General features: G+C 33.7%; 9 protein-coding genes. 4 read left to right on the plus strand and 5 right to left on the minus strand.

All coding sequences use genetic code 11. From position 1 onward, the window contains the following. Positions 1-113 precede the first annotated feature (113 nt). Complete coding sequence (lnt, locus tag IPO86_14420; protein ID MBK9729299.1) at positions 114-1,874, plus strand: apolipoprotein N-acyltransferase; 1,761 nt, start codon at positions 114-116, stop codon at positions 1,872-1,874. On the opposite strand, the gene IPO86_14425 is transcribed toward lnt, so the two are convergent. The 4 genes from IPO86_14425 to IPO86_14440 all read right to left on the minus strand — a co-directional run bounded on the left by IPO86_14425 (position 1,837) and on the right by IPO86_14440 (position 7,933). After that, a complete protein-coding gene (locus IPO86_14425) occupies positions 1,837-2,832 on the minus strand; it encodes a bifunctional phosphoglucose/phosphomannose isomerase (protein ID MBK9729300.1) in 996 nt (331 codons plus the stop codon). The genes lnt and IPO86_14425 overlap by 38 nt on opposite strands. Before the next feature lie 99 nt (positions 2,833-2,931). After that, positions 2,932-4,170: an aspartyl protease family protein gene (locus IPO86_14430; protein MBK9729301.1), complete on the minus strand. Its 1,239-nt coding sequence runs from the start codon at positions 4,168-4,170 to the stop codon at positions 2,932-2,934. A 55-nt stretch (positions 4,171-4,225) separates the two neighbouring features. Beyond that, positions 4,226-5,122 carry an endonuclease/exonuclease/phosphatase family protein gene (locus tag IPO86_14435; GenBank protein MBK9729302.1) on the minus strand — a complete coding sequence of 299 codons (897 nt, stop codon included), beginning with the start codon at positions 5,120-5,122 and terminating at the stop codon, positions 4,226-4,228. A 237-nt stretch (positions 5,123-5,359) separates the two neighbouring features. Next, positions 5,360-7,933 carry a lamin tail domain-containing protein gene (locus IPO86_14440; protein ID MBK9729303.1) on the minus strand — a complete coding sequence of 858 codons (2,574 nt, stop codon included), beginning with the start codon at positions 7,931-7,933 and terminating at the stop codon, positions 5,360-5,362. A gap of 63 nt (positions 7,934-7,996) precedes the next feature. Between IPO86_14440 and IPO86_14445 the strand changes: the two genes are divergently transcribed. The 3 genes from IPO86_14445 to IPO86_14455 all read left to right on the plus strand — a co-directional run bounded on the left by IPO86_14445 (position 7,997) and on the right by IPO86_14455 (position 11,038). Further along, positions 7,997-8,995, plus strand: coding sequence for an aspartate-semialdehyde dehydrogenase (locus IPO86_14445; GenBank protein MBK9729304.1), 999 nt, complete (start codon positions 7,997-7,999; stop codon positions 8,993-8,995). Positions 8,996-9,146: 151 nt separating this feature from the next. Next, positions 9,147-10,571: a hypothetical protein gene (locus IPO86_14450; GenBank protein MBK9729305.1), complete on the plus strand. Its 1,425-nt coding sequence runs from the start codon at positions 9,147-9,149 to the stop codon at positions 10,569-10,571. Positions 10,572-10,600: 29 nt separating this feature from the next. Further along, positions 10,601-11,038, plus strand: a complete 438-nt coding sequence (locus tag IPO86_14455) for a phosphoheptose isomerase (GenBank protein ID MBK9729306.1) — start codon at positions 10,601-10,603, stop codon at positions 11,036-11,038. A gap of 401 nt (positions 11,039-11,439) precedes the next feature. Here IPO86_14455 and IPO86_14460 read toward each other — a convergent pair whose 3' ends face one another. Beyond that, positions 11,440-15,003: a M36 family metallopeptidase gene (locus IPO86_14460; GenBank protein ID MBK9729307.1), complete on the minus strand. Its 3,564-nt coding sequence runs from the start codon at positions 15,001-15,003 to the stop codon at positions 11,440-11,442. Positions 15,004-15,016 lie beyond the last annotated feature (13 nt).

The raw sequence follows: 15,016 nt of genomic DNA on the forward strand, positions 1-15,016 counted from the left end.
CAATTTACTCTAATTTTTAAGGAATTTATACTAATAAATGATAAAAATAATTGATTTTCAAGCTTTTAAAATCATTTTTTAAGATTTTTGTACCTTACCGTCATATGAATCCCATGAAAAAACAATCCATAATTACTTTAGGAATCGGACTAATACTAATAGGTATCGCAGGGTTTTTCGGCTACAAAATGTATAATTTAAAGTTTTGGGGAGATTATCCTTTATATATATTTTTAGCAGGATGGTTTGGTTTCCTATGCCTTTTGAGGGCTAGAAAAGCAGCTGAAGAGGAGCACAAATACATGCTATTTTTGTCCGTTGCAAGTGGTTTAATATTAGGAAAAGCATTTGTATATACGAGTCCCTTGTTATTTATTGGCTTTTTACCACTTCTGGTCTTACAACATCAATTAGAGGCCGGTGCTTCCAAATCAAAGAATTTATATCATTGGGTTTATGCTTTTAATGCCTTTGCCATTTGGAATATAACAGCTACTTATTGGGTAGCAAATGCTGCACTATTTCCAGCTTTAGTTGCTTTTTTCTTAAATAGTTTATTTATGACCATTCCTTGGATGGGAATGCTTGCAGTAGGACGACGATTTCCAAAACTTAAATACCTAAGCTTTATAGCTTTTTGGATCTGCTTTGAATGGGTTCATCATGCATGGGATATTTCATGGCCCTGGTTAACGCTAGGAAATGGCCTTGCCTTTTTTCCAAAATGGATCCAATGGTATGACACCACCGGAGTTTATGGTGGGAGTTTATGGATTTTAATTATAAATTGTCTTCTCGCAAGTTTATACTTTAAACAACTCCCGAGAAAATACGGTTTTTCTGTTTTAGGGCTTATCCTCCTGTTACCAATTGGTATTAGTTATTCTAAATATAACAATTATAAATTAAAAGGAAAGTCTGTTGAAGTTGGAATAGTCCAACCGAATTATGAACCTCACTATCAAAAATTTGAAGTTGATCAAAATCTTCAAATGATACATTTTGAAAAATACTCAAGGGCAGCATTTACCCCAAATACAAAATATTTAATTTGGCCGGAAACGAGTTTTGAATATATCGATATTGATCAATTTAATTCAGATTGGAGAATTAAACGCATGAAAGATTTGGTGTCAACATATTCTAATTTATGTTTAGTTACAGGAATCGGTTCAATCAAAAGTTTTAAGGCAGGAGAAGAATTATCGAATGCAGTAAGAGAAAATAAACGGGGTGGCTTTCCAAAATATTTTGAAATTCAAAATAGTGCAATTCAAGTTTGCAGTGCAGGTGGTGAGATACCAGTCTACGTGAAATCAAAATTAGTACCTGGAGTTGAAACATTTCCATATAGACATTTACTTCCTTTTTTAAAACCAGTGGTTGATAAATTAGGTGGTTCAGTACAAGGATTAGGGCGCCAAAGAGAACGTTCCGTTTTTGAAAGTGGTTCGACTAAAATTGCACCCGTAATTTGTTACGAATCAATCTATGGAAATTATATTGGTGATTATATTAGAAATGGAGCTGAAGCTATTTTTATTATGACCAATGACGGTTGGTGGGATGATACCCCTGGATATCACCAACATTTAGCTTATGGTATTTTGCGTGCCATTGAATTCAGAAAACCAATAGCAAGATCTGCGAATACTGGAATCTCTTGTTTTGTAGATGCAAAAGGGGATGTAAGTTTACCGACAAGTTATGGAAAAGAAGCCAGTTTGATCAGCCTTATGTTATTTAATAAGGAAAAAACAATCTATTTACAAACTGGTGATTTAATAGCTATGCTATGTATAGCCATGAGCGCTTGTATCCTGTTATTCTCTTTATTTAAATTTTTGACAATTCGCTTTTCAAAAAATCAATAACACGTACTTCAATGGCATCTACTTTATTGTAATCGGCTAAAAAGACACTTACGTAATCCAAAAGATGAACCAAATAAAAACTTCGCTCAATTAAAGAATTTCCTTTCGAGTAAAGTTCAACAACTGTTGTTGTATAATGGGAAACAATTTCCTTTGTCAATTCAATTCTTGCCTGGTTTCTTTCATGATCATCTGAATTTCTTAAAAAGACTACCGCAATTGCATCTTGATTCCATCGCCAACCTACCAATTCATTATGATTCATTTCAGGAATTACATGATGCCAACAAAGCATTTTACTATTTTCATTTATTTGTTGCCTGAAACGAATAGCGACTGGTTCTATTCTGCCTGTCGAATAAATAACTGGTAATTTTCCATTTAATACAGCCGCTAATTGCTTTGCTTTTTCTAAAATTTCGCTGGTCTCATTTTTCAATCTAAGAATCGTATCATTTAGTTGCGGTATAAAAAATGGATCTACTAATTCCAGTTTAGAGATAACATAAAGTTGTGATACTAGCGAAAATCCTAAACATGCTCTTGGCGATGGCCAGTTATTTGGTAATTGGACTACATCAAAGTTTGATTCTTTTGCTATTTCAATTACTTCACCTCCAGAAGCAATACATACAATTTTTGCATTGGACGATACTAACTGTCTAAAAGTAGATAAAGTTTCTTCTGTATTTCCTGAATATGAAGAAATAATTACCAATGTATGTTGATCAATAAAAGCTGGCATATCGTAGGACTTACCAACCAAATATGGCACTTTACAGGTATTTCGAATAAAACTTGAAACAAAGTCAGCACCAATACCAGATCCACCCATCCCACTAACAAAAACTTTATGTATTGGAACCTGATGATTTCTGATTATTGCATTTGCGCCAATATCCATTGCTTCCGCTAACTGATCAGGGAATGCCTGGATCATATCAAACATTGTTTTCATAATTAACTTATCGTATTAGTTTGCAAAAATAGTCATTTGCAATAAATAAATGTTAGCGTACTGCAATTTGAATTTACTTGATAACTCTAGAGAACAATCTTAAATCAGAGATTTTAAATAAAATGTAAACTTCAACTTCTTCTGGTTCCTGCGAATTGTAAGTTTTATTTTTTTTCCTTCTTCCTTCTGAAGTATGGAATTTATACTAGACAATGATAAAAATGAAACTGGCAGGCGGTTAACTTTTAAAATCTGATCCTGTTCTTTAATTCCTGCTAATGCTGCCGGAGTGCCGGGAATAATATGCGCTACATAATAAGATTCCAGTTCCTTGCCTCCAGAAATTAACAGCATTCCGGATTTATCATAATTAAGAATTTTTTTATAATTTTTAAGCGCTTTAATATAAAGTAATTCTTTTTTGTAGTCTAAAATAATATTAAATTTATCTAATAAAAGATTTCCAATCAATCCATCTTTATTTAAACTTTCATTTTTAGCAATTTTGGTTTCAAGCTTTAAAAAATGGGTTATAACTCCAGGCATTAGAAAACTATCAAAAGATATGGAATGAATTTTGCCCACAAATCCAGATAATACTCCGCCTAAACCACTTCCTAGATATCCAGGGATAATTTTATCAGGAACAACCACTGCGCTTGATGAATCTGTGTACATCATTAAAGATAAACTTGCACCGGTATCTAATAACAAATTTAATACCTGGCTATTGGTATCATTAGATCGCACTTCAGTTTGCAAATAAGGCTTGTTTTTATAAATTTGAATCTTGATTTTAGTATAGTTATTTTTTGGTTCTGCATCTGGGTGATGCAAAATTATGAATCTGTTTTTATAATCAATTTCAATTAGAAACTGTTTAAATACAGAAGCACTTAAAATGCCTTGGATTGGCTCACCAATAACTTGTGAAATATTCGTTATATTTTCTTTCAGTACAATGATTGGAGAACTTACCGAAAAAATATTTCCAAAATAAAACGCAATAGGTGTTGTTAACCAAGCAGGTAATTCTTGTTGAAGATCTGAACCAATTACTTTTATTTCGCGCTGATATGGATTTGAAAATACGTCAGTCCATTTCTTTTCAAAGAGTATGGTATGTTCAGCTCCGGTATCAAAAATTAATTTAACTGGAATTAAGTGTTCTAATTGCAGATCCAAAATAATAAATGATTGGACATATCTAAATGGAATTCGAATGGTTTTGGTATTTGCATTATGAAATGCATGGTTCGCCTCTAAAATGATAGGGGTAGCACACGCAAAGGCGACAACTATAAGCATTTGAAACCAAATCCAAAACCTTGTTTTCATCAAATCTGGTCTAAGTTAAGCAAATAATTCATTCTAAAAACATATAAAATAATAACTAAAGTGGCGCTCGTCTCTGATATCGTCCATATAATCCAAAAGCATTATCCTTTGTATCCTTCAAGACATTAAATCTTGAACATTCCAGTCCTTTAGAATAAAATATATCATTATTCGGAGTATTCAAAATTCCGAACGCACCAGAATTTGATTCTCCTTCATTATTATCTCGCCTACTGGCAACCAAGCCGGTTTGGATTCTAAAATTTCTTAGTTCTTTGGACCACGGTACCAGGTTAAAATTCGCTGCAAGCAAAACATTTGGAAAGTCCATTTTAATTTTTACAGCTAAAGAATCTAGAAATAAATTAAGTTTCTGATAAGAATTCAAAGTAATTGGAGGCAATGAATTGGAAACTAAAATCTTAAAGCTATCATTGGTATCATTAATCACCCCTAAATTTAAAATAGGATTTCCAAAAATACCAAAACTCGATTCTTCATAAAATTTAAATTTAGATAAAACAGCTTTACCTAACGGATCGACTCTGGGCAACATGGATTGATATGGGTATTTTGATCGAATTTCTTGTAATAATTTGATTTTATCGGGTGTGAGTTCTTCTATAAGGACGATATCTGCATCTATCAAATAAATTGTATTCATAGTCTTATTCTCATCATCATTACTTAATGTAAGGTTTGCAAATAAGACACTAATTGAACTTGGATTATTGAAACTTGCCAGTCGAAGATCCGTATTAAACGAATTCATAAGAAAAAATGCAATCAGCCCGGATGCAAAGAAACTTGAATATAAAATTTTTTCATTTCCTATAAATAAAGAAATAATACCGATTATCAAGCAAATTAGCATCCAATGAATGGCATAACCTGAATACTCACGAACAATTAAATAGTTTGGGGGAAATAGAAAAACCAGAGAAATAAGCATGATTACACTTATTATAATCCATTGAAATAATTTTGAATAATTCAATATCCCCATTTTGAACAATCTACAAAAATAAAGACGAAATAGGAATAAAATAGGTTTTTAATGATATCTATCAATAAAAAACTATCTATTTAAATTTTGAGTTCATCTTAAAACTTCAAATGATTCATTTGTACAATCCAAATTTAAGATTATCCCATTAAAAAAAATTGAATTTAAGATTTACAAATATACTCAGTAATCGATAACAACTCGCTCTTTAATTCGAAATTGATCACCATCTGGGTGCAATAATTCTACCTGAATAATGTAATTTGCACGATTCAATCGGGAGCCTGTATCATCTTCACCATTCCAAATCAGAAAATCATTAGGAGCTAAAACCAGATAACTTAATGACTTTTGTTTTACGCCCGCTAAATCAAATATTTCAACACGTGATTTGTACCCGGTTTTTGGCAGCGTAAAATAGAGCATTAAGTAATCCTGATAACCGTCTCCATTTGGACTAATTACTTTGGATGACAATCTAATGTGCTCGTCACTTTGCTTTATGAAGGTATCTAGCTGCTGGCTGTTGGCGATACCTGGAGTGCCATAATCAAAATGTGCAGCTGCAGATTGCCAGTTATATTGTTTTGCAGATGACAGATTCATTTGAATTTTTTCAAGCGATACGCCTTCTACATTATGAATAAATGGGTGATGCCAACTACTCTTAAATTCTACGCTATCCAATATCACCAAATGATTAAAATTATTAAGTCCAAGATACAAATAAGCGCCTTCATCATTCATTGGTGGCAATTCAGTAGCAATAATTTGCAGCGAATCATGAAATCTATACCTTTTCATTAAATCCGAAGGATCTTTTGTAAACGCAAGATACTGATTTGGTAAAATCACTTTTTCCGCATTTAAAGAAGTCCAGGTTGTTCCCAAATCACGATTTGAAATCATCAATTGTTTAGTAGAAATTACTTTGTCGCTTTTGTTATAAATTTCAACAAAATCATTTCCACCGCTATATGGATCAAATAAGACTTCAGACCAAACTAAATCTCCTTCAGAAGCTTGAACTGGCAGTGCAAAAAATTCTGAAATCAGCGAATTAAGATTCTGAAAACAATCATTTAGCTCTTTTATGGCAAGTTGATACTGAATGCCCTTTTCCAAAGGTTCATCAAGTAAAAGAATAATTTCATTTTTTCCAGGTAACAACAAATCAACCGTTGCAATTGCACGACTTGGTGAAATTATAAAGTTCGTCTTCCGAAACTGGGTTGTATAATGTAAAGATTCGTTAAATACCAATTTAATTTCCCACTCACTTAAAGCAAAAACCTCTAATAATTCAGGTCCGAGCAGGTCTTCACCAGTTGTCTCCGATGAATTTTTGACTCCTGGGGTACCTCCTGAAAAGTGATTGCTGGCTTTCCAGTTGCTTTTGTTCTGGCATAAATTTGAAGTATTGATAATTTCAAGGGTATACCCACCTTCTTTTTTAATAGAAGAATCGTACCAACTATCGTCAAAAAATAGCTCATGAATCAATTCAAAATTAGGATTGTATAAACTTAAATGTTCTGCTGTATTATTTATACTCGGAAAATTATGGAGCCCTATGAAATTGCCAAAACTTTTAAACGCTAAAGTGTCCTTTATAGACCCTACAATTAAATAAGAATTTGGATCAATCCTAATATCTGGAAAAAAAGCTTCTGTTGCACCATCGGAAAAGCTACAATTCTGAAGCTTGAGTTCGTATTTACTCCGATTTTTAATTTCAATGAATTCCTTTTCAGGAAGACCAACAACAGGTGTTGGATCGGCCATAAATTCTGAAATAATTAAGTCAAGAAATCCTGGAATTATGGAATAGCGTGCTTCAAAATGGATACTATCTTCAATGCTAAAATTCCCAAAATAATCAGCAATCCCTTGAAAAATCAAAACATAGGAATTGCCAAAAATAAATTGATTATCAAAAAACAAGAGAATTTGATCTGGTTTAGAATAGGTGATCTGAATTGGATTTCCAATTTCAATAATATTAAATTGGTCAAAATTTTTTACGCTATTTGAATCAATTTCTTCATTGAAATGGATCTCCAATTGGTTTTTGGATGTTACCAGAATACTGGATACTTTAGGTGCAATTAAATCTTTACGAATAGGCGCAACGGAAATATCATCAAAGTAAAATCGATCCTTTCTGGTTTCTGTATAGATACATTGTATACCAAAATAACACGTATCCATTTTAATACTTGGAACTCCATATAGTATTCTTTCCTGAAACGCTTGATTGCCTCCAAAGTAATCTATTGAAAACGACCAAATACTATCACTATATTTATGAATTAACATGCGGGCTGTTGCCGGATCACCTCCAAGTTTTGCGAGCTCCCCTTGTCCCAATAAAATTTTGGATGCATTTTCTTTTAAATAAAATTTCCAATTATCATTGGTGCCATTTTCGCCAATTTCAAGTACAAAAGCATTCGCAGAATCAAATTCTGTACGATCAGCCATTAAGATTATCAATAATTTATTTGTAGCTGATGGTGCAAAATCCATTTTAAAATAAAATGACCAGCTCATACTATCATGCTTTTGAATCTGATGAAAAAGCATTGAATTACCTGCATCCATTGCATTTAATTGCAGTTCTTGTTGAAGATTGATTTTAAAATCCGATCGATCCCCTATCCAGGCGGAATCGAAGCCATTTGAAAAGCGGTCATGCCATTGGGCACAAAGGAATTGCAGGCCAAATAGGCCGATTAGGGTCAAGGTGTGTCTCATAACACCAAGTTAATACAATTCGTAGAATATCAAATGAAAATTAACTTTGCATAAATATTTTTTATGAAATTAGCAATCGTTGGAGTAACTGGTTTGGTCGGACAAGTAGTTTTAAAAGTATTAGAAGAATTTAATCTTCCAATTGAAAAAATCTACTTTGTTGCTTCTGAGAGATCCGTAGGCAAAAAGATTCATTGGGCCGAAACGGAATATGAAGTCATTGGAATGGAAGAAGCGATTCATTCAAAACCTGATATTGCTATATTTTCAGCTGGAGGAAACACTTCCTTAGAATGGGCTCCAAAATTTGCAGCGGTAGGATGTTATGTAATTGACAATTCTTCTGCCTGGAGAATGGACCCCGATTGTCCATTAGTGGTACCGGAGATCAATGCAGATACAATCCAGGAAAATACGAAAATCATAGCAAATCCAAATTGTTCTACTATACAAATGGTAATGGCTTTAAATCCATTACAGCTAAAATATGGAATAGATCGACTGGTCATTTCTACGTATCAATCTTTTACAGGTACCGGAATGAAGGCTGTAAAACAATATGAATCTGAACTTCATGGCCTACCTGTTGAAGAACCAAGAGCCTATCATCACCCTATTTTTGAGAATTGCATTCCACATTGTGATGTATTTCTTGAAAATGGATATACCAAAGAAGAAATGAAAATGGTGCATGAAACACATAAAATATGGAGAGACCCGGGGATTAAAATTACAGCCACTGCAGTAAGGGTTCCGGTTCATGGTGGCCATTCTGAATCCATAAATGTTGCCCTGAAAAATTCTTTTGATGTAGCTGAATTAAGGCAACTCTTGGCTCAAACCAAAGGAATAAAAGTTCTGGATAAACCATTGGAATTCGAATATCCAACACCTCAACAAGCTAAAAATCAAGATGCTGTTTTGGTAGGAAGAATACGAAGAGATGAGTCGCAGGCAAATACACTAAATCTTTGGGTTTCAGCTGATAACCTTAGAAAAGGAGCAGCAACAAATGCAGTTCAGATTGCTGCTTATTTGATAACTGAAGGTTTTGTGAAATGAAGAACTTAAAAGAAATATTGGAAAATTCCTTTTTTGGATTGATTTTTGCAACTTTTAAACGTTTAGAATACAAGGAACTATATTTACAGAGACCTCTTGTTGGTGAGGAAATGATGATTTATTTTAGAATACAGACATAAAATCTTGATGAATGAGAACCAGGTTAGTGGTTTGGGGCAACAATGCTAAGGAAGAACGAGTATTACTTGCTGTTTCCTTAAATGCAGAAGAAAATAAAGTAGACATTTGGAGCATACCAGAAAAAGATATTCCAGAAGAATTTTATAACAAAATGATGAGTCAATGGCGGGAAGGTCAAGATTTTGATTTGCCTTCATCAACCGAACATCGATTAATCGAATTAACGATGGCCGATGGAATTTTACCTGAAGACCTAAAAGTTGAAAAATCAGATATCATTCAACGGGCTCAGATGGAATGGCATTTTGTTGTATTGTCTACCAAATTATACAAAAACTTCAAACACGAATTAGAAGATCTTACAGATAAAGTTAAACGACTTGAAGCTTATCAACAACCTGTTTGGGATGAGTTGAAACAAACCTGGGCGAACATTCAACAACATATCATTGACAAAAATATTTTTAAAGATCATGGAGATTCACTGCGTGAAAAATCAAATTCACTATTTGATGAACTTAAAAAATTAAGAAGCGTTTTATCGGCAGAGCTAAATCAAAAATCAAAAGAAGTTTCCAATTTTTTCTTGACAAAAATTACAGAAATTGATCAAAAGATTCAAGCTGGAGCGCTATTAAAACCTTTATTTGATCAATTAGTTACGATTCAAAGTGATTTAAAAGGAAAGTCTTTTCAAAGAGAAGACCGGGAAATAATTCTTTCTAAATTGAATGAAGCATTTAAAGCGATTCGCGATAAACGAGAAAAACGAGATGCAAATCGAGAACAAAATGGTTCTGGGGATGAACGTCTTACGAGAAGGTATGAAGGACTGCTTGGTGCGATTCAAAAAATGGAACAATCTATTGACTTTGAAAGAAAAAATATAGATTTTGAAAATCGCAGAATTGCAACTACAACAGGACAACTAGAAGCTCAAATCCGGGTTGCAAAAATTAAGATGATCGAAGAACGGATGAAATCCAAGCAAGAAAAAATTAAAGAATTATACGAAACTAAAGAAAAACTTGAAGTAGTTATTGAAAAAGTTAAAAAGCGTGATGACAAATTAAAACAACGACAAGAACGCAATAATACATTTCAGGCAGAAAAAGAAAAGGTTAAGGCTAAAATTAGTGAAACTATTCATCAAGCACAGGATCAAATTCCAGAAGAACTTCAGGAAAAATTATCTAAAGCTGCTGAAGAAATTAAATCCACGAAAAAACCAGCAAAAAAGAAGCCTAAAATTGTATCAGAAATTGAAGAAAACCATGTTTCGGAAGTTTCAGATACAGAACAAATTGAACCAAAAGAACAGGAAATTAGTTCTGATCTAAGTCAAGATTCCAGTCCTGAACCGGATGTTCAAGCTCCAACCGAAAACCTTCATGCTGATCAAAGTAGCGACATGAATCCAACGGAAGAAGAATAAATTTCTGACTATTGTTTATTTTTAGTCGCATGGCAGAAAACAATAAATTAAAATTAAGAAAGCAAATTGATAGTGAAGGAAAATTAGCATCCCCTTTATTACCGGATGATATAAAGAATTTTTTGGTTGATATTGATGGTACTATTTGCGATGATATCCCAAATGAAGAACCAGAACGAATGATCACGGTGGAACCTTATCCAGATGCAATTCAGGTTATAAATCAATGGTATGATGAAGGTCATATAATAACCTTTTTTACCTCTCGTACAGATGCACATAAAGAAATCACAGAAAATTGGTTGAACCGCTGTGGTTTTAAATATCATTTCCTTTTATTAAATAAACCACGCGGCGGGAATTATCATTGGATTGATAATCATATTGTTCGTGCCACCCGATATGAAGGTAAATTCTCACAACAATTTATAGAAGTCACCAAAAAGATTCAAGTCTTTGAACCTTAATACCATTAATTTAAACCTACTTGAAAAAAATATAAAGGGTCAATTTAATTATCTACGCAGTAACACATTTTAGAGAATTTATTTCAAGTTCAAAAAACAGCAACGTCTGCCTTTATTATTGTATAGTTCATGGTATTGTATTAAAACAATTGCGATCCTATGCTATGAGTTACTATCACTCAAATCAAAAATTCTAAAAAATAGTTGCGACAACTGAATAAAAATTACAAACCAGATAGAATATTAAAAGAATTTAAAAACTTAATGAAACGTTTAAACCTCCGTTTAGTAAATTATTGCTATCAAGTCTTATTAAATATCTAAAATACGATCTTTAATTTTTAATAAAAAAAGGCTGTCAGAATTCTGACAACCTTTTTTATATATTTCATTTCCCTTTTTTATCGAATCATTATTTTGGAATAGCTGTGAATTTTATCACCGATGCCTTCCAACAAAACCATACCCTTTGGTAGATCTAAAGTAGAAATTTTAGTCAATTGTGAATTTGAAGCAATTTCAACTCGCTTTAATTCTTGTCCGTTAATTGACCTCATGATGAGCGTCTTAAATTGTTTTTCTAAATCTGTTTTGAAAATAAAGTAATCTCCTGCTGGATTTGGAAAAACTTTAAAGCTTCTAGCAACTGGCTTTTTAGAATCGGTTCCAACAATTTTATCTGAATCTGCCAAAGTTCCTTTACCTGAAGCGGAAACACAGACATTCTCACCTTCCGCGGTGGTAACACAAACTTCAGAATTATAAAATTTAGGATAGATAAATTCTATATTATCAATAACCCAACCAAGAATTGTATTGGTATTCGGACTTACATTTAAACTATCACTTCCAAAACGAAAACGAACTTGTACTTTTTCATTTTTATATTCAGATAAACTTAGTACGGTCGGTATAAATTCATTGCTTTCGCCAGAAAATGCAGAAGCATTTGGTACGACAAAGGTTTCATAATTAATTAAGCCAGTATAACCGTTTAATGAAAATTCTTCAGGTTTTACAGCTTGCCAGAAAAATCCATCTTTTGAGATTTCTAGAATTCCGCCATCATAGGACTTTTCCGTATTGAAAAAATGATAAAAATACAAGGACGGATCTGCACCAGATAATTGAAAAGCTTGTTTTGTAAAAACTGTAAAATCATTTGAAATACCTTCTTTCTCTTCAGCGATCCATGCAAATGACTGATCTACACCATAGCCTTCATCCCGATACCAAAGTTGCGTTCCTTTGGAAATATCTATATCCCAATTATCTTCTCCTTGCTCTATATCATCATACCACAGTGTTGTTGATGCAATACCTGGATCCGTACTCACTTTATAACTAAGAGTTCTTGATTCTAAAGATTTTAATTGCGGTATAGTCCATATCAATTGATTTCCATTTACCTGAGGAACTGGACTACCGGTACCCGGCACATACGAACAACCGTTCGGTATGTTTTCTGTAATTACTACATTGTTTGCAGCACCTGCTTTATAATTATGCACTTCGATTGTGTAACTATATTGATCACCTGGTTTTACAACATCATTTTTAATAAACGTGTTAGCATTTAAATAATATCCCGCTTTTTTATCAACCAGTAGCTTATTGACGCAAATAAGCGCAGGTAAGAAACTTTCTGTTTCATCGCCAACCATATTATTGGATCCTTGCTTAGCAAAAAATCCCATGCCTCTTCTGGCAAAAACTTCCCATATTAGACAACCGTTTTTTCCTTGATTATTAATCGTATCTGCTTTTAAAATTGCATTTCTTCCATCTATAAAACCTGGACTACAGGGCTGAAGTTTCATGCCATCCATGACCAATTGAATACAAATATTATTACCAGCAGTTTTGTTTTTTAAATCTGGATCATATCCATATTTATCTGATAATGCCCAGTATAAATCCCATAAAACAGTAGTCCAAACTTCCCCGAGATTATGAGATTCTGCATCTATATTTTTGTAAGTAAACTCGTTCAAAGTCATATCTGTTGTATAGGGCCTTCTGCGCAGTCCGGCACCTGTTGGTTTTTCATTTAAGGCATAGCTTCCGACACCTCTTGCATCGGTTGCTTTATCCCCGGTTTTTGCAGTCATTATTAAAGCTAAAAAATCACTCCAACCTTCCCCCATTTGTTCACCGTTGCCTAAACAGTTAGTACGGGATGGTCCTCCAGTTAAACGATTTGAAACACCATGGCCATATTCGTGCGCAATAATACCATTGTCAAAATCACCATCTAAGCTATCCGGACCTGAACTCGCACCGGGTTCCCGTATTTGAATTTTTAGCTCACCATTCTTTACCATTAATTTTAATCGGTTGCAGATACTCTTTGTTGTAAAATATGCAGGAATAGTAACCCGGCCTCCAACAGCACCAGCACCCATGGTAACAAAAGCATCTTCAAAATTACAAACAATGACACCAATAGCACCTGAATCCTGTGCATTTAAAGCTTTTACTCCAAATTCACAAGTACCGCGATCAATCAATACAATTTTACCTTGAATTTCAGATCTTCGCATTCCCCGCACACAAGCGAGTGTTGGGTTTGGAGAATGATCATTGGCAATCACGACATCCGCTTCCCTTGTCGGTGGTGGAGCTCCACCCCAGCCACTTGCTCTTCTTGACTCAATGCTTCCTATCAGAGAATCTGGTTTTGAAATATAAGTTTCAACTCCTGATGCCAACCAAAGAAACATTTGCATTCTTCCACTGCTACCATCTGGAGGGGTAGAAAAATTTGCATTATCTGTACCCGATCCATCTTGTGCTTCAGCCAAAACAGGATCATTGCCTGTACCTCCTTTGTTATAATTATTAAACTGGAAATTACCCGCAGCTTCATTAAATCCAAATAGATACAAATTATCATGCATCATGTTATTCAAATAAAATAAATTAACAGTTGCTGCTTTTGAATAAGCACTTGGATCTGCATTCTGATCAAAGGGGAAATCAAAAATCAATTCTGATCCTCCGTTTGGTTCTCCATTGTCAGCTATATTGTCACCATTTCTATCAAGGTATGCATGTACGTTGTTTCCACGGGTAATATTGTATTCTGCACCTGTAACCCCATTCGTATCATGCCATCCAAAAGGGGATGCGGGAGCAGTAGCCGGATTTACTACTAATTGCCTTGGCCCATGCTTTGGACTTTCGAAAGGTAAGGGAACTACATTATAAGTATTTGGGGCAGCTATTGACGTTGTATTTAAGACTGACAAGACTTCTTTTACAGGAGTATAATTTTCTTTGAATGCTTTTTGCTGATCCATACACTTACTATGCCCTGGATGATCAAATGTACATTTGATAACTAAGTTTTGTTGATCTAAAATTTCCCCGTTAACTGCATCGACTCGAATGGACCAATAGTCATTACTTACGGACATGTCCATTGATAAATCCCATGCTAAGCGCAAAGCTCCTTGATTGTTCAGAAAATAAACCAACTTAACAGGTATATTGCTGTGGGTAAAATTAGTTTTTACAATTTCAATACGATCCTTTGTGCGCAAAACGTTTTTAGGTATAAAGGCATTTGAAATACCCAAATGATTTACTACTGAAGTCAGTGCTTCGATAGCGTCTAATCTTGTCTTGCTGCTATTAATGCGATTTTGTATGCCTGAAATAAATCGAGAAGGACTATCATAGATTACACCATTTGGAGCAATATGCACAGAGGTGATGGCATTATGTATTTCAATTCCTTTATATCGTTGAATCAAATAAATATGGGTCACTCCATTATGATCTGAACTATAAATATCTGAAACTGCTAAATCTGAAATGTCAACTTTGGACAAACCCAAGCGTTCTGAATTGCTTTCAATCGATCGCAAAGCCAGATCTAATTTGCTTTGACTTTGTGCCATTAAAGCAATATTAATATATAATACATTGAATATCAATAAAATAAATATTTTATTTTTCATAAATGTGGTATTT

It is taken from the genome of Saprospiraceae bacterium (genome assembly GCA_016717265.1).
In the GTDB taxonomy this organism is placed as follows: Bacteria; Bacteroidota; Bacteroidia; order Chitinophagales; family Saprospiraceae; genus Vicinibacter.